Source organism: Pseudomonas sp. 14P_8.1_Bac3, assembly GCF_025466085.1.
GTDB lineage: Bacteria > Pseudomonadota > Gammaproteobacteria > Pseudomonadales > Pseudomonadaceae > Aquipseudomonas.
This window is the reverse complement of sequence record NZ_JANLOD010000007.1, coordinates 49,102-65,242: the sequence shown is the minus strand read 5'-3', so window position 1 is coordinate 65,242 and position 16,141 is coordinate 49,102. Positions and strand designations below refer to the sequence as shown.

13 protein-coding genes are annotated in these 16,141 nt (G+C 64.4%); 1 reads left to right on the top strand and 12 read right to left on the bottom strand.

Features of this window, described 5'->3' with window-relative positions:
• Positions 1-50: 50 nt before the first annotated feature.
• Genes NTD84_RS02730 through NTD84_RS02705 form a run of 6 tightly spaced genes read right to left on the bottom strand, consistent with a single transcriptional unit; the run spans position 51 to position 5,771 of the window.
• Positions 51-1,220, bottom strand: coding sequence for an acyl-CoA dehydrogenase family protein (locus tag NTD84_RS02730; RefSeq protein ID WP_262163381.1), 1,170 nt, complete (start codon positions 1,218-1,220; stop codon positions 51-53).
• 10 nt (positions 1,221-1,230) lie between these two features.
• Complete coding sequence (locus tag NTD84_RS02725; RefSeq protein WP_262163378.1) at positions 1,231-2,409, bottom strand: lipid-transfer protein; 1,179 nt, start codon at positions 2,407-2,409, stop codon at positions 1,231-1,233.
• Positions 2,410-2,426: 17 nt separating this feature from the next.
• The gene (locus NTD84_RS02720; protein ID WP_262163377.1) at positions 2,427-2,846 is read right to left on the bottom strand and encodes a MaoC family dehydratase; all 420 of its coding nucleotides are present in this window, start codon (positions 2,844-2,846) and stop codon (positions 2,427-2,429) included.
• Positions 2,818-3,951, bottom strand: coding sequence for an acyl-CoA dehydrogenase family protein (locus NTD84_RS02715; protein WP_262163376.1), 1,134 nt, complete (start codon positions 3,949-3,951; stop codon positions 2,818-2,820). The genes NTD84_RS02720 and NTD84_RS02715 overlap by 29 nt, the downstream gene beginning before the upstream one ends.
• Positions 3,952-3,960: 9 nt before the next feature.
• On the bottom strand, positions 3,961-4,929 hold the full coding sequence (locus NTD84_RS02710) for an OB-fold domain-containing protein (RefSeq protein WP_262163375.1): 969 nt from the start codon (positions 4,927-4,929) through the stop codon (positions 3,961-3,963).
• A gap of 56 nt (positions 4,930-4,985) precedes the next feature.
• The gene (locus NTD84_RS02705) at positions 4,986-5,771 is read right to left on the bottom strand and encodes an SDR family oxidoreductase (RefSeq protein ID WP_262163374.1); all 786 of its coding nucleotides are present in this window, start codon (positions 5,769-5,771) and stop codon (positions 4,986-4,988) included.
• Between the two features lie 141 nt (positions 5,772-5,912).
• Here NTD84_RS02705 and NTD84_RS02700 point away from each other — a divergent pair, with 141 nt between their 5' ends.
• The gene (locus NTD84_RS02700; RefSeq protein WP_262163372.1) at positions 5,913-6,698 is read left to right on the top strand and encodes an enoyl-CoA hydratase; all 786 of its coding nucleotides are present in this window, start codon (positions 5,913-5,915) and stop codon (positions 6,696-6,698) included.
• Between the two features lie 111 nt (positions 6,699-6,809).
• Here NTD84_RS02700 and NTD84_RS02695 read toward each other — a convergent pair whose 3' ends face one another.
• The 6 genes from NTD84_RS02695 to NTD84_RS02670 form a co-directional block, all read right to left on the bottom strand.
• Positions 6,810-7,592, bottom strand: coding sequence for an SDR family oxidoreductase (locus NTD84_RS02695; RefSeq protein WP_262163370.1), 783 nt, complete (start codon positions 7,590-7,592; stop codon positions 6,810-6,812).
• Positions 7,589-9,286, bottom strand: a complete 1,698-nt coding sequence (locus NTD84_RS02690; protein ID WP_262163368.1) for an FAD-binding protein — start codon at positions 9,284-9,286, stop codon at positions 7,589-7,591. The genes NTD84_RS02695 and NTD84_RS02690 overlap by 4 nt, the downstream gene beginning before the upstream one ends.
• Before the next feature lie 8 nt (positions 9,287-9,294).
• Complete coding sequence (locus tag NTD84_RS02685; protein ID WP_262163366.1) at positions 9,295-11,004, bottom strand: FAD-dependent oxidoreductase; 1,710 nt, start codon at positions 11,002-11,004, stop codon at positions 9,295-9,297.
• A gap of 158 nt (positions 11,005-11,162) precedes the next feature.
• Positions 11,163-12,740 (bottom strand): amidase, encoded by a 1,578-nt coding sequence (locus NTD84_RS02680; protein WP_262163364.1) that lies wholly within the window; start codon positions 12,738-12,740, stop codon positions 11,163-11,165.
• A gap of 106 nt (positions 12,741-12,846) precedes the next feature.
• On the bottom strand, positions 12,847-14,499 hold the full coding sequence (locus NTD84_RS02675) for a methyl-accepting chemotaxis protein (protein ID WP_262163363.1): 1,653 nt from the start codon (positions 14,497-14,499) through the stop codon (positions 12,847-12,849).
• A 59-nt stretch (positions 14,500-14,558) separates the two neighbouring features.
• On the bottom strand, positions 14,559-16,022 hold the full coding sequence (locus NTD84_RS02670) for a coniferyl aldehyde dehydrogenase (RefSeq protein ID WP_262163427.1): 1,464 nt from the start codon (positions 16,020-16,022) through the stop codon (positions 14,559-14,561).
• Between the last annotated feature and the right edge of the window lie 119 nt (positions 16,023-16,141).

Here is a 16,141-nt window from a genome sequence, read left to right as displayed (position 1 = left end):
CCGCCCCGAAAAAGGGGCGGACAGATTTTTTTGTTGTGGATGGACGAACGTCAGCGTTGCGCGCGCGGCATCCCCAGACCGAACTGGGCAATCAGTTCGCGCTGGATTTCATTGGTGCCGCCGCCAAAGGTCAGGGTCACCGAGCTGCGCAACTCGTATTCCAGCTCGCCCTGCAACAGGGCGGCCGACGAGCCGCTGCGCATCGAGCCATTGGCGCCGAGGATCGCCGCCAACCGACGCAGGATCTCGATGGCCGATTCCGAACCGAACACCTTGGTGGTCGAACTCAGCGCCACGTCCATGCGCTCGCGTTCCAGGTCGGAGGCGATGCGCATGTTGATCAGGCGCATCGCTTCCAGCCGCGCATAACATTCGGCCAGCGAACTGCGCACCCAAGCCTTGTCCATCGCCCGACGGCCCTGCTCGTCACGAGCCCGCGCCCACAGGTAGACCCGACGGAACAACGCCACAACCTTGTCCGACCAGGTTCCCAGGCCGAGTCGCTCGTGGTTCAGCTGCGAAGTGATCAGCTTCCAGCCGCCATGCAGTTCGCCCACCAGCATCTCGTTGGGCACCCGTACGTTGTCGTAATAGGTGGCGGTGGTCGGAATGCTGGTAGTGGGAATCAGCGTGTGGGAGAAGCCCGGTGTCGTGGTGTCGACGATCAGCAGCGAAATGCCCTTGTGGCGTGCCTGGGTCGGGTCGGTCCGGGCTGCCAGCCAGACGAAATCGGCCGACTCGGCGCCCGAGGTCCACAACTTGTTGCCATTGACCAGGAAGCCGTCGGCGTCCTGGCGGGCACTGGTTTTCAGCACGGCCAGGTCACTGCCGGCGTCCGGTTCCGAGTAACCGATGGCGAACATGATCTCGCCCGCAGCGATGCCCGGCAGGAAACGTTCTTTCTGCAACTCGCTGCCATGCGTCATCAAGGACGGGCCAACGGTGCTGATGGTGACGAACGGCAGGGGCGCGCCGGCGATGTTGGCTTCTTCGAAGAAGATCAACTGCTCGGTCGCGGCGTAGCCCTGGCCACCGTGGGCCTTGGGCCAGCCGACCGCGAGCCAGCCGTCGCGGCCCATCTGGCGGATGGTCTGGCGATACAGCTCGCCGCCTTCCTTGCCGCGCAGCCGGTCGCGCATGTCCGGGGTCATCAGCGCCTGGAAATAATCCCGCACCTTATGGCGCAGGGCGTGTTGCTCGGGAGTGAGGTCGACGAACATCTGCTGCTCCTTAGGCTGCGCCGAGAATCAGGCCGCTGGTGGGTACGCCAGTGCCGGCGGTGACCAGCACGTTCTGCACGTCCGCCACCTGGTTGACCGCCGTGCCACGTACCTGGCGCACGGCCTCGGCGATGCCGTTCATGCCATGGATATAGGCTTCGCCCAGTTGCCCGCCGTGGGTGTTGATCGGCAGTTTGCCGCCACGGGCGTGATGCCCGGCGCGGATGAACTCCTTGGCTTCGCCGCGCTTGGCGAAACCGAACTCCTCCAGCTGCGGCAATACGAACGGCGTGAAGTGGTCGTAGATCACGGCGGTCTGGAACGCCTCCGGACCCAGGCCCGACTGGCGATACAGTTCGCGGGCGACCACGCCCATCTCCGGCAGCCCGGTGATGTCGTCGCGATAGAACGACGTCATGCTCTGTTGACCGTGGCTGATGCCCTGGGCGCCGGCCTTGATGGTCACCGGTTTCTGGCGCAGGTCACGGGCGCGCTCGACCGAGGTGATGACCATCGCCACGGCACCGTCGGATTCCTGGCAGCAATCGAGCAGGTGCAGTGGCTCACAGATCCAGCGCGAGGCCTGGTGCTCTTCCAGCGTGATCGGCTTGCCGTGAAAAAACGCCTGGGGGTTGGTAGCGGCAAAATCCCGCGCGGCCACCGCCACCCGACCGAAGTCTTCGCTGGTGGCGCCATAGGTGTGCATGTAGCGCTGGGCGAACATCCCGACCCAGGCGGCCGGCGTATGAAACCCGTGGGGCATGTACCAGCCGTAGTTGACGTTGTCGAAGGTCGGCGCCGCGGCGAAGCCGTAGTCACCGGTGCCGAAGCGATACCATGAGCGCTCGTTCATCGCTCGATAGACCACCACCACTTTCGCCACCCCGGTGGCCACCGCCATGGCCGCGTGCATCACCGGCCCGCAGGCGGCGCCACCGCCATGGGGCACCTGGGAGAAGAACTTGACGTCCTTGCAGCCGAGCAGGCGGGCGATTTCGTATTCCGGGACCTTGTCCACCGAATAAGAGCTGAAGCCCTCGACTTCGCTCGGGTCGATACCGGCGTCCTTGAGTGCGCTGAGGGTGGCCTCCATGGCGAGGCGCAATTCAGTGCGTCCGGAGTTCTTGGAAAATTCGGTCGCGCCGAGGCCGACGATCGCGGCGCGCCCGGAAATCGATGAATCAGTCATCTGTATTTCTCCGGCTGTCAGGGCAGGACCAGCGCGACCGTCCCGGTCACGTGGTTACCCATGGAATTTTTACCGCTCAAGGTGATTTCCACCGAGCGGGTGTCCGCCTCAACGCGGGTGACGCTGCCGCTGAAGGTCATGCAGTCGCCGGGGTAGTTCGGCGCACCGAGCTTGATTTTCAACGCGGTGAATTGCGCCAGTGGCCCGGACCACTGCTCGATGAATCGCTGCACCAACCCGTTGGTGGTGAGGATGTTCATGAACACGTTGGGCGACCCCAGGCCCCGGGCCGCGTCGGCGTCGTGGTGGCCGGGGAAATAATCACGGGTGGCGATCGCGCCGCCGTTGATCAGCGTCACCGTGATCGGCACGGCAAGCTCCGGCAATACTTCGCCGGGGCGCACGTCTTCAAAGCGCTTGGTGTTCTTCGAGGTCATATTTCCATCCCAGCTTGTCGTTATCGTTGAGCCAGTCGCCCAGGCGTTCCAGGCTTGCCGCCGAGCCACCCAAGGCAAGGCACAGGCCGCGGCTCCAGTAGAGAAAACGGTGGATCGGGTAGCTCAGGTCGACGCCGATACCGCCATGCACGTGTTGGGCGATATGGCCGATGCGGTGCCCCGCTTCGCAGGCCAGCCAGGCGGTGGCCAGGGCTTCGCTGGGCGCAGGCAAACCGGCATCGACGCGGTAGACCAATTGCCACAGCGCCGAGCGCAACGCTTCGACGGCGATATGGGTGTCGGCCATGCTCATTTGCACGGCCTGGAAGCTGCCGATGCTGCGCTCGAACTGGCGACGCTCACTGACATACGCCACGGTGCGGCGGATCTGCTCTTCGCTGACGCCCAATTGCAGGGCAGCCAACGCCGCGACGCTGCGCAGCTCCAGCCAGGCCACCGCTTCGGCCGGCAACAGCGCGTTGGTGTCCACCGTCAGGCCCTGGATGTGCAGGTCGGCGACCGCTTCACCCTGGGTCAACACGGCCGAAACCCGTTGCACCTGCGGTGCCGACAGGTCGATCAAGAGCAAGCGTGGCTGACCCTCGGCCTGTACCAGCACCAGTGCCGCCCCCGCCTGGTCCCCCAGGGACAAGGCCGCGACCCGGCCATCGATCGACCAGCCATCGGCCGTTGCCGTCGCCTGTAGCTCAACACCCAGCGCACTGCTCAAGCCATCGACAGACAAGCTCAGCAGTGCCTCGCCGGAGGCCGCTTTGGCCAGCCATCCGGCGCTGTCGGCGGCGGCGAACCGGGCCAGGGTTGCGGCCGCCAGCTGATGCCGCCACAACGGCACCTGGGCCAAGGCCTTGCCTTGTGCTTGCAGCACCAGCATCAATTCGGTCATGCCCAGGCCGCTGCCGCCATGCTCTTCGGGAATGGCCAGGGCATGCAGGCCGGTCTCGATGCACAAGGCCCACAACGGCGCCATCATCGGCTCGCCGCTAACGTCCCACTGGCGCATGTACTCGTCATGGCAATGATCGACAAACAGGCCGTCGGCCATCTGCGCGATGGCGCGCTGGTCTTCGCTCAATTCGAAATCCATGATTGGCTCCTATGCCTCGACCGGCCGAAACAGTGGCAGGGTCTGGCGGTCGTCGAAGGTCTGGAATTCGACCTGCAACGGCTGGCCGATCTGCAGTTGCCCGCGCTCGATCCCCACCAGGCCAGCGATCAGGCGCACGCCCTCCTCCAGCTCGATGAGGCCGATGGGATTGGGGTAATCAAACGGCGGCACTTCGGGGTAATGCATCACCACGAACGAATACAGACGGGCGCGGCCGCTGGCCTCAACGGTGTCCCAATCGAAGCTGTGGCACTCGATGCACACCGGGGCCGGTGGGTGGCGCAGGGTCTGGCAAGCGCAGCAGCGCTGGATCAGCAACTGACCCTTCTCGCAGCCCTCCCAGAAAAATCGTGTGTCATCGCTGATGCCCGGCAGCGGACGCTTGGGCTTTGCCGGCGCGGACTCGACGGTGACGGGCGTCTGCACGTTGGCCGGGCGGAATTTGAAAACGCGAAACAGCAACTCGCCCACGGGCTCGTCGCCACCCGCCTTTTCGACAAAATGGCTCATGATCAGGGTGACAAAAAAGCCAGTGCCCAGGGCAGTGGTCTTCTCGTCGCCAACCGACTCCAGGCGCGTGGTGTAGTAGAGCTTTTCCCCCAGGCGCACCGGACGGGTGAAGCTCAGCTCGGAATTGACCGCCACGGTCGACGCATAGCCGTGGGCTTCCATTTCCTTGAGCACCTCGTAAGGATTCTCGTCGGTGGAGCCTGGCGGATAGTTGTTGGCGTGCAGGCCTTCCATGGTCCACACCTGCAACATGGCAGGCGGGGCAATCAGGCCTTCATGCCGGGTGCCCAGGGCAAATTCCGCGTCGGTGTACAGCGGGTTGTCCACGCCCATGACCTCGCACCATTGGCGGATCATGGGGGCGTTGACCTCGTCCCAGGCATACACCCGGCCGTACTGGCGTCCCACCAGGGCGCGCACATTGGATAGCAATTGTGGATCAGCCAAAGTCGTCTCCTTCACATTGAAGGCGGCCACCGAACCCGGTCGCCGCAATAGGTCGATCAGGTCGGCAAAACCTGCGCGGCATCGAGAAATGCCGGCCGTTCACCACCGCCATGCAGCAGCAGGTTGCTGCCGCTGGCGTAGCTGGCCAGCGGCGATGCGATGTACAGACAGCCATTGGCGATGTCGTCGACCACCGCCATGCGACCGGCCGGGATGCCGGCAGCGACGGCGGCGATGCCCGCCGCAGAGCCGTAGTGCAGATGCGCCTGCTCGGTCAGCACCAGGCCCGGGCTGACCGTGACGACCCGTACCTTGGGCCCCCACTCCACCGCCAGCGATTGCACGAGCGCCAGCACGCCGGCCTTGGCCGCGCCATAGGCGGCGGTCCCCGGGGAGGATCGCAAGGCGCTGATGCTGCCAATGAAGACGATGCAGCCGCCCTGGACCTGTGCCTGCATCAGCCGGTTGGCGTGCTGGGCGACGTTGAGCGGGGCGATCAGGTTCAGACCGATGATGCTTTCATGAAACCTCGGCGAGGCTGTGGCCGCGTCGGCGGCGGGGCTGCCGCCCGCGTTGTTGATCACCACGTCGAGGCGCCCGAAGTCGCGTTCGATGGTGGCGAACAGTCGTTGCAGGGAATCATGGTCACGCACGTCGGTGGCAATGAACGTCGCGCGCTTGCCGTCATGCGCCGGCACCTGCTCGGGTTCGCGCCGGGCACAGACAATCACCCGTGCGTTCGCGGCCAGAAACCCTTGGGCGATACCCGCGCCGATGCCCTTGGTGCCACCGGTGACCAGCACCACCTTGCCGCTGTAATCAAGACCCGAATGCAGCTCCATTACGTGCTCCTTTTCTACTGACAAGGGTCACTCTAGGGGCGAACTCAGGCTCAAACTACGTCTGAACGGACGATGAAAATCCGCCCTCGCGAACAGGACACTGACGATTACCCACCTGTTGCAAGGTCCTTGAGAATGCCCATGTCCGACTCGTTTGCCGCACCGGTTCTGCTCGAACATCCACTGCCGGGCGTCGCCCTGTTGCGGCTCAACCGCCCGCGAGCGACCAATGCCTTGAGCCTGGAATTGCAGGCGCTGCTGTCGCGGCATTTCACCGAACTGGCGGAGGATCCCGAAGTGCGCTGCATTGTGCTGACGGGCGGCGAAAAGGTGTTCGCCGCCGGGGGCGACATCAACAGCATGGCCGGGGTCGGTGCGATCGATATCTACAAGCGCCACACCGAACGCGTATGGGCGCCGATCCAGCATTGTCCGAAACCGGTGATCGCGGCGGTCTGCGGGTATGCGTACGGCGGCGGCTGCGAACTGGCCATGCATGCGGACCTGATCGTCGCCGGGCGCAGCGCAAAATTCTGCCAACCGGAAATCCGCATCGGCATCATGCCCGGCATCGGCGGCACCCAACGGCTGGTGCGCGCGGTGGGCAAGGTCAAGGCGATGCGCATGGCGCTGACCGGGCAACCGATCAGCGCCGAAGACGCCTGGGTTGCCGGATTGGTCAGCGATCTGGTGGACGACGACCAGGTCCAGGCGCACGCACTGGAGCTGGCACGTGTCATCGCCGCCATGCCGGCACTGGCCGCCGAGCAGATCAAGGAGGTGATCCTCGCCGGCATGGACGCGCCGCTGGAAGCAGGCCTCGCCCTGGAGCGCAAGGCCAATGCCCTGCTATTCGCCTCACGGGACCAGAAGGAAGGCATGCAGGCATTCATCGACAAACGCCCGGCACGGTTCGAAGGGAACTGACCAGATAATCACCTGTGGGAGCTAACCTGCTAGCGATGGCGCCGGCACATTCGACATCATTGCTGGCGGGGCCAATCGCTAGCAGGCTAGCTCCCACAAGGGTTTGTGGCCTCAGATACTCATCACCATCTGTCCACTGTCGATGCGCAACTCGACGCCGTTGATTGCCCGTGACTCATCGCTGGCCAGGAACAGCACGCTGGTTGCGACGTCTTCGGGCAGGCACATGCGGTTCATCGGATCGCTGTCGATCGTCAGACGGTGGGGGTCGACGCCCTCCGGAAAGCCACTGCGCGTCATGTCGGTGAGCACGCCATCCGGGTGCAGAGTGTTACAACGGATACGGTATTTGCGTCGCCTGCAAAACGCCGCCACCGACCGCGACAACGCCGCCACGGCCCCCTTGGAGGCGCTATAGGCCAGGTAATCGTCACGCGCGGCCAAGGCTGCGATGGACGACAGGTTGATGATCGAGCCCCCCCCCTCCTTCATCAACGCGATGCTTTCGCGACAGCCCAGGAACACGCTGTCGGCATTCACCCGCATCAAGGTGTGCCAGTCCGCCAGGCTGGTGGTTTCAATCGAACCGCCGATCAGAATGCCGGCGTTGTTGACCAGAATATCCAGGCGCGCGTAGCGCTCACGGATCAGATCGATCACCTCGCGCCATTGCTCTTCGCTGCTGACATCGTGGCGAATGAACGTCGCAGAGGGCCCGATTTGCGCCGCCAGGGCCTGGCCTGATTCGACGTCCAGGTCGCTGATCAGCACCTGGGCGCCTTCGGCCGCCAGCATTCGCACACTGGCAGCGCCAATGCCTTTGGCGCCGCCGGTGACCAGCGCGACCTTGCCGTGAACACGCCCGTTCGGGTTGTAGTGATGTGGGGTCATCATGTCGTCTCGGGAATGTGCATCGGCAGCGGTTGCAGCTGCTGTGGACGGGCGACGGCAGCACCGGCACGACGACCGGAAAACACGCAGTCGGCCAGGGACAGACCGCTGATATACAAGTGCGAGGGAATGCCCAGGGCGGTGCGTCCGGCAGCGTACAGGCCACTGATGGCCTGGCCCCGTTGGTCCAGCACCGCACCGCTGCGTTCATCTACGCGCAAGCCGCCCAATGTCAGGGCGCCCAGCGGGAACAGCGGATTGGTCACCGAGATATCACAGGCGTAGAACGGTCCCTGTTCCAGCACCTGGCACCCGCCTTCGGACTTGCCGAACGGGTCCGGCGCCTCGCCACGGGCGGCGGCGTTGGCTGCCAGCACCGAAGCACGCAATACGGCGGGGTCCATGGACGTTGCACTGGCCAACTCGCTCAGACTCTTGCCCTTTCGCACCTTGAGCAGCATCAGCGCCAGGGCCGGAAAACTCTGGAACCACCAGTAGCCGCCGAACAGTGCCTCGCTAATGGCTTTTTTGCGTAATGGCGCATCCAGCACCAGCCACGCCTTGCCGCCCTGCTCTTCCATCAACGGTTGGCCCAATGTGGCGCCGTAGACTTCTTCGTTGCAGAAGCGACGCCCTTCGCGATTGACCACGATCCCTTTGTGCCAGCTGTACGGCGGATTGATGAAGCGCCATGCCGACACCCGATCAAGCCCGCAACCCTCACCGCCAACACTGGTACCCAGTCGCAGCCCGCTGCCATCGCAACCGGTTGCGCCCACTTTGAAATTGCGGCGAAATTTAGGCGCGTGCTGCTCGATCATCTGGCGATTGAAGATGAAACCGCCGGTGCTCAGGATCACTCCGTTGCGCGCACGCACCAACCGTGGTCGGGCGAAATCCCGTTCGAGCTGGCTGACTTTCTGGCGAAGTTTTTTGCAGTAGCCGGCCGCGAAGTTCTGCAGGCGTTCGGCGCGGGCGGCCAGGCGGGCATGCCGTCGAGCTTCTTTGCTGCCTTCGCTGAGGCACCACAATTCGACGCCCAGCACGTGGCCCTGAGCATCGACCACCAGGCGTCGTGCCGCTGCCTGCAACAGCGGCCGGGCGCCGGCCTTCAGGCATGCCGCCTTCAGATGGGCATAGAGCACCGCGCCACACTGGCCCTTGCCCACGGTGCGATGACCTCGCGGCGCTGGGGGCAATGGACCACCGTGATCGGGCACCAGTTCGTTACCCGAGTAGTAGAGGAAATAGCCGTCGGGCGGATACGAGGTCTTGCCCCCCGGCGGCATCTGATGCGCGTAAGGAGCACCGTGGCTTTCCAGCCACTCGAGGTTGCTGACGCTGTCGGCACAAAAACGCCGCAGGGTATCGTCGCTGACCACGCCTCGGGTTTCATGCTTGAGGTAGTCGAACATGGCTTCGGGGCTGTCGCAGAAACCCGCCGCTTGTTGATGACGCGTACCGCCGCCGGCATACACCACCCCTCCGCTCTTGGCGCTGGCGCCGCCACCGGTAAACCGATCGGCAATCAGCACATCGGCGCCCTCGGCACGCGCCTCCAGCGCAGCGCACGCACCGGCCGCGCCCCAGCCGACGACCAGCACGTCACAGTGTTCGTCCCAGACCATGCTGGTGCTGTCGAACACTTTCAGCGGCGGCAGCACTTCGGTGCTGGGGATGTTATCGGGCATGGACATGTGACCTCCTATCGCTGACTGGCGAGGTGGTTGGCGGCAACATAGCCGAAGGTCATTGCTGGCCCGAGGGTGCCGCCAGCGCCTGGATAACTGGTGCCCATCACCGACGCCGAGCAGTTGCCGATGGCGTACAGGCCAGCGATGGCAGTGCCGTCGTCACGTACCACCTGGGCGTGCTCGTTGGTCAGCAGCCCGCCCTTGGTGCCGATGTCCCCGGCGTCCAGACGCATGGCGTAGAACGGGCCTTTGCGCAGGGGCGCCAGGCAAGGATTGGGCTTGATGTTGCAGTCGCCGTAATAACGGTCGAAGACATTGCCGCCACGCGCGAAATCGAGGTCGACACCAGTGCGTGCGTAGTCGTTGACCCGGGTCACGGTGGCTTCCAGGCCAGCGCTGTCGACACCGATTTGCCGGGCGAGGTCAGCGAGGGTATCGGCCTTCCAGTACAGGGTGTTGAGCCACTCCTTGCGCAAGCGACTGTCGGGCATGACCTGGCCCGGCATCAGCGGTCCCATGGCGTAGTTGAAACGGAAATGCGCGTCGAAGATGCACCAGGCCGGCACTGATTTGCCGTTGGAGAGCTGGTTGTCGCGATGCATGGCGTCGACAAATTCCAGATAGGGTGCCGCTTCATTGACGAAGCGCTGGCCCTGGCCGTTGACCACGATGGCGCCAGGAAACGCCCGTTCAGCGAAGATCCCACGCGGCTTGTCTTCACCCGGAACCGCGATGGTCGGCGCCCACCAGGCCCAATCCATCAGCGCCGTGGCCGCGCCCTGGGCCATGCCGGCCTCGAGCGCCGCGCCGGTGTTGTTACCCGGCGGTGTCGCGCTCCAGTCCTTGCGGGTGGGCTTGGGCAGGTAACGGTCGCGCAGGGTCTGGTTTTGTTCGAAGCCACCGGAGGCAAGGATCACCCCGTGGCGTGCACGCAGCTGCAACTCGGTGCCGTCCCGTCGCACGGTGATGCCGGTAATCCGGTCGTTGTCGGTGATCAGCCCGGAAAAATCGGTGTTGAGCCACAGGGGCACATTGCGATCCATCAGCGAACGGCGCAAGGACGCGACCAATGAACTGCCCAGGGACGCCCGGCGATCCATTTTGCTTTTGCGCCGCCATTTGAAATCCAGCTTGTAGCGCAGCATCAGTTTCATGATCAGCAGGCGCCAGCCAAAACTGCGGGCCATCGCCTTGTGCGCATCGCGAGCCGTCCAGGCGATACGCCCCATCAGCAGGGTCGAAGGTGACGGCTTGCGCAGGTTGGCCAGCTCTTCGCCCAACAGACTGGTGTCGAACAACTCGGGGTCCAGGGTCCGTCCACCCGCCAGGGCGCCCGGCAGGTGCGGATAATAATCAGGGTATTTGGCCGCCACGGCGTAGCGTACGCGGCTGGTGCGGGTGAGCTGTTCGATCATCTTCGGCGCATTGTCGAGGTAGGCACGCAGACGCACTTCATCGACATGCTCGCCCGCCGCCGCTTGCAGGTAGGTCAGGGCCGTGGCGTAACTGTCCTTGCCGCTCATGCGCGCAAAGTAGTGGTTGTTCGGAATCCAGATACCGCCACCGGAGATCGCCGAGGTGCCCCCGTACTGATCGCTTTTCTCCACCACCAGCACGCTGAATCCCTGGTCGGCGAGGAACACTGCCGAAGTCATCGCACCGGCGCCCGAGCCGACGACGATCACGTCGTAGTGGGTCTGAGACTGAACTTGAGCCGTCATTGTTGTTATGCCATTAGCTGAGGTCAGATAAAAACCGCCGACGACGCAGCGGGTGCGCTGGCGGAGTGCAGCCCATGATCAGGGCTGCGAGGGGATGGGCTCATCGTCAAAGTGGACTAGGGGACGATCTCATCCCCCGCGGCGACGGCGCAGTGGCGTTACAGGGTGGCGCGTCTGGCGGCCCAGGGGTGGGCCTGTTCCAGCTGGCTGGCCAGGCGCAGCAGCACGTCTTCGCCCCCCAGTCGCGCGGTGAACATCATGCCGACTGGCAAACCATCGTCGCTCTGGCCCAGCGGCAGGGAAATGGCCGGCTGGCCGCTGACGTTGGCGACCACGGTGAAGCCGGCGCTGCCCATGGCCTGATGGGCGTAGCTGTCCCATGGCTGGTCGAGGGACAACAGACCCAGTTTCGGCGTCAGGCTGCCTGTGACCGGGGACAGGATCACGTCGTAGCGTTCGAAATACTGCTCCATCGTTGCACCGATGCTCTCGAATGACTGACGCGCGCGGTACAGGTCCTCGCCGCTGATTCCCTTCGAGCGCTCGAGATTGACCAGGGTGATTTTCTCCAGGTCCTGCGCCGTTGCCGCCCGTCCGAGCGCCTGTTCACGATCGTGAATCTGCGCGCGCAGCGAGGTCGCGATCACCGTGCCATGGGCACCGAACAGCTGACGCGGATCGATGCTCAGGGTCAGCTCTTCGAGCTCATGCCCGAGGGCCAGCAGCTGCTTGATGGTCTGTTCCAGAGTGGCGGCAATCGCCGGTTCCAGTGGGGCACCGGTCAGCGACTGGCGCACCACGGCCACGCGCAGCTTGCCCGGCTCGCGCTGTAGTTCCTCTACATAAGGGCGCACCAGTGGCGCACACCAATACGCGCTGCCCGCTTCATGACCTTGCCCGGCATCGAGGAACAGTGCGGTATCACGCACCGTGCGCGACACCACATTGGCTGCGCTGGCACCAAAAAAACCTTCGAAGTGCAGCGGCCCGCTCGGCGTGCGATAGCGGCTGGGCTTGAGCCCAACCACGCCACAGTACGAAGCCGGAATACGGATCGAACCGCCGCCATCGGTGGCATGCGCCACCGGAACGATGCCCGCGGCCACCGCGGCGGCCGAACCACCCGAGGAACCGCCCGCGCTCATGGCCAGGTTCCAGGGGTTACGGGTTTGCCCCCAGGCCAGGGATTCGGTGGTGGTGGTCAAGCCGAATTCGGGGCACGCGGTCTTGCCGAACGGCACCGCGCCAGCCTGCTCGTAGCGGGTGATCAGGGTGCTGGTGCGGGCCGCAGGAGGTGAGTCCTTGAACATCCGGCTGCCATTGCTGGTGACGGTGCCTTGCAGCGACGTGTTGAGGTCCTTGAACAGCATCGGCACCCCCGCCAGGGCACCCTGATCAGCGTTACCGGCGGCGCGACGCTGGGCCAGCAAGGTCCGCGCATAGGCTTCGTGCAGCATGTTCACGGCATTTATCTTCGGGTTGACCGCGTTGTAGCGGACCAGCGCCGCCGCCAGCAGGTCCTCGGCACTCAGCTCGCCGCTGCGGATCCCCTGGCTCATGGCCCAGGCATCCATGGCCCGATAATCGCTGTCCGAAAGCCCCGCCGCGCGAACGTCGGCAAAGCGTCCCAGCAAGCCGACGCCAACGGCCACCGCGCCCGCCTTGAGCACACTGCGGCGTGGCCAGCCGTTGTCGGTGAGGGTAGAAGCGTTGAGTGGGTGTGCCTGGTTATCCATGGATGATCGCGCCCTGATTGATGATTATTGTTTAGAAGTTCTGTACCAACGCTGCGTCAGAGGAAGCGTTTCGCGGTCAAGCCTCGCACCTGCAGGGTTGTGGTGTTCAAGCGACATTGAACCGGGCGGACAACTGGTCCAGCTCCCGCGCCAGCTGTTCCAGATCCCCGGCGGCCACCGCGCTGCGTCCGGCGTTGGCCGACAGCGCCCCGGTACCGGACGCGACACTGTCGACCCGGGTGACCATTTCCCGGGTGACTTGCACCTGCTCGGTAATCACCCTGGCGATGGTATCCACGCTGCGGATCACATCATCGGTGCCCGTGCGGATTTGCGCCACCGAATCGCCGGCCTCATGGGCCAGGTTCACGCCGTCACGCACGCGGCCGACCACCCGGCCCATACCCTCGACAACCGCCAGTGTGCCTTCCTGAATACGTTGCACGGTATGGTCGATTTCACCGATGGAACTGGCCGTGCGCTGCGCCAGCAGGCGCACTTCGTCGGCGACCACGGCAAACCCGCGCCCCGCCTCACCGGCACGCGCGGCTTCGATGGCGGCGTTCAGCGCCAGGAGGTTGGTCTGCTCGGCGATGCTGCGAATCACACTGAGCACGTGGCTGATGTCCGTGGAAAATCCTTCGAGCTCACGGATGTGTATGGCCGTGTCGCTGATCACATCACTGATCCGGTTCATCTCCTGAGCCATATCGCGAATATACCCTTCGCTCTTGCCCGATCGCCCTGCAGAGTGTTGGGTGATAGCGCGTGACACACCGACATGGTTTTCCACTTCGCTGATCGAGCCCGACAGGTTCTCCACCGCCGTGGAAATCCCGCGCACCGCATCGGCCTGCTGGCGGGTGGCCGTGGACGCCAGCTCCGCCGACTCGGCCATGTGCGCCGCTTCGCGACTGACCCGCTGCACCAGCGCGCGCATCTGCGAGATCAGACCATGCAGGCCGTCACGCATCAGCACGATGTCGCGCAGCATCAGGGCGAATTCGTCACGGCCTTTGATCTCGATCGGATGCACCAGATTGCCACCGGCAATGGCTCGCACGCTGGAACCGGCCTGGGCAAAAGCGCGCTTGAGACGGCGCAAGATGGAGAACGCCGTCAGGCTGCCCGCCAGCCCGCCCACCACCGCCAGCGCAAGATAAGCCAGGAGCGTCAAGCGATAGCGCTGTTGCGCGACCTCGTAGGCGCGCGCGGCCTCGGCCTGCTGCAGGGCCTGCAACTTGCCCAGCTCGGCCACGGCGGCATCGCCTTGCGGCTCGGCCATGCGCAGGAAAGACAGGATGCCCGACAAACGAAAATCGCCAGCACGCAACGCCTCCAGCAAAAAGCCCAGCTCCTCCTGCCATGCCTGATAGTGCTGGTCGAACGCCTCGGCGGCCTGCAACTCGTCACCGCTCAACGTTCGCTCGCGATACGTTGCCCAGGCACCTGCCAGGGCCAGGTTGTTGCTCTCGATGGCGGCCAGGGTGGCTTCCACCGGACGGTCGAATGCCGCCACGAGCGGGCCTTCCGGATCGTGCTGGATCGCGAGCAGCACCAGGCGCCGGCTTTCGTCGAGACGGTGTTCGATGTCGCCGAACGTCAACAAGGTCGCCAGGTTGTCTTCGTTGATGGCGCGCAGGCTGTCGCGGGCCTGATGCAACCCGTAAGCGCCGAGCACCACCGCCAGGACGAACAGCAACGTGGCCAATAACGCCCAGAGCCAGAGCCGCTGGGCGATTGTGATTGCGTTGAACATAAATCGATGGCCTGTCTCGTACAGCGCAGGGAGGCACGCAAGGCCCTCCCCGCGCCGAATCAGTCGGAAGTGACCCCGGCCTGCATGGCCGCCAGAAAGTGCTCGCCGTAAGGCGGCAACAGGCCCCATTCGCGGCGCGGGTCATGAGCCGATGCCTTGAACACCGTGCGCAAGTGACTGAACTCGAGAAACCCTTCACGGCCGTGGTAATGCCCCATGCCCGAAGCACCGACACCGCCGAACGGCGCATCGTGCATCGCTGCGTGCATCATCACGTCGTTGATCGTGACGCCGCCGGACAGGGTGTGCTCCAGCACGTGGCGCTGTTCCTGCGCGTCGTCGCCGAAGTAGTACAGGGCCAGCGGACGGGGCTGGGCGTTAATGCCGGCAATCACTTGGTCGAGGTCGTCGTAGCCCAGCACGACGATGGCCGGACCGAATATTTCCTCCTGCATGATCAGGCTTTCCCGGGGCGGATCGACCACCACCCGCAGCGGACGACGCCGGTCGCTGATGTCCGCGTCCTGGAACTCTGGTACGCATTCGATTCGCGCACCGCGCAACCGCGCGTCCTCGACCAGGCCCTCGACCCGCTCAAGGTGACGCTGGTTGACCACCGCCACCACATCCGGGTTGCCGGCCACTGTCGGATTGAGGTCGCGATAAGCACCGCGCAACGCTTCCAGGAATGGCTCAAGCGAGGCCTTGGGCACGTACACCAGATCGGGGTTGATGCAAATCTGCCCGCCATTGCTGGTCTTGCCCGCCGCGATGCTGAACGCGGCCTTGCTGAGGTCGGCACTGCGCGAAACGATCACCGGCGACTTGCCACCGAGCTCCAGGGTGACCGGTACCAGGTTTTTCGCAGCATTGCCCATCACCCGCCGGCCGATCGCCGTGCTGCCGGTAAACACCAGATGGTCGAACGGCTGGCTGCTGAACGCTTCACCCAGCTCCGGCCCGCCATTGACGACAGCCACGACCATTGGATCGAGGTGTTCGGCACACAGGCGCGCCACTCGCTCGGCCGTTCGCGGCACCACTTCAGAAGGTTTGAGAATGGCCCGGTTACCGGCCGCGAGGGCTGAGGCCAACGGACTGAACAAGGTGTACAACGGCGCGTTCCAGGTCCCGAGGATGCCCACCGTGCCCTTCGGCTGAAACATGACCCAGGCTTCGGCACCGAGTTGATCGTAGGGAGCGAACATCTGTCGCGGCTCATCCTGCATCCATACGTGCAGATGGTCACGGGCGTGCTTGAGCGAAGCCAGGGCTCCGAGCACGTCATTCATCAATGAAAAACCGGCAGGCCGCCCGCCAAAATCCTCATCGATGGCAGTGGTCAACACCTCGTGATGCTGGACCAGCAGATCGATCACTTGCTGGAGTCGCTGGCGGCGGGTGTCGGCACTGACGGCGCCGGCACTGGCAAAAGCGCTTTTCTGTCGCGCCAGCAGACTGGAAAGGTGCTCGACGCAAGACGTGGCTGAACTCATTGTTATCCCCTTGCAGGTTGGCTCGATGGCCGTTGAGCGCCCGATGCGCCTGCCGCCACCCTAGCCGCGAGGAACGTCGCGCCGCCTCGTCCGATCGGACGAGGCGATGCATTGGCGTTAGTCCGTTGAGACGATGTTCAGGGCCC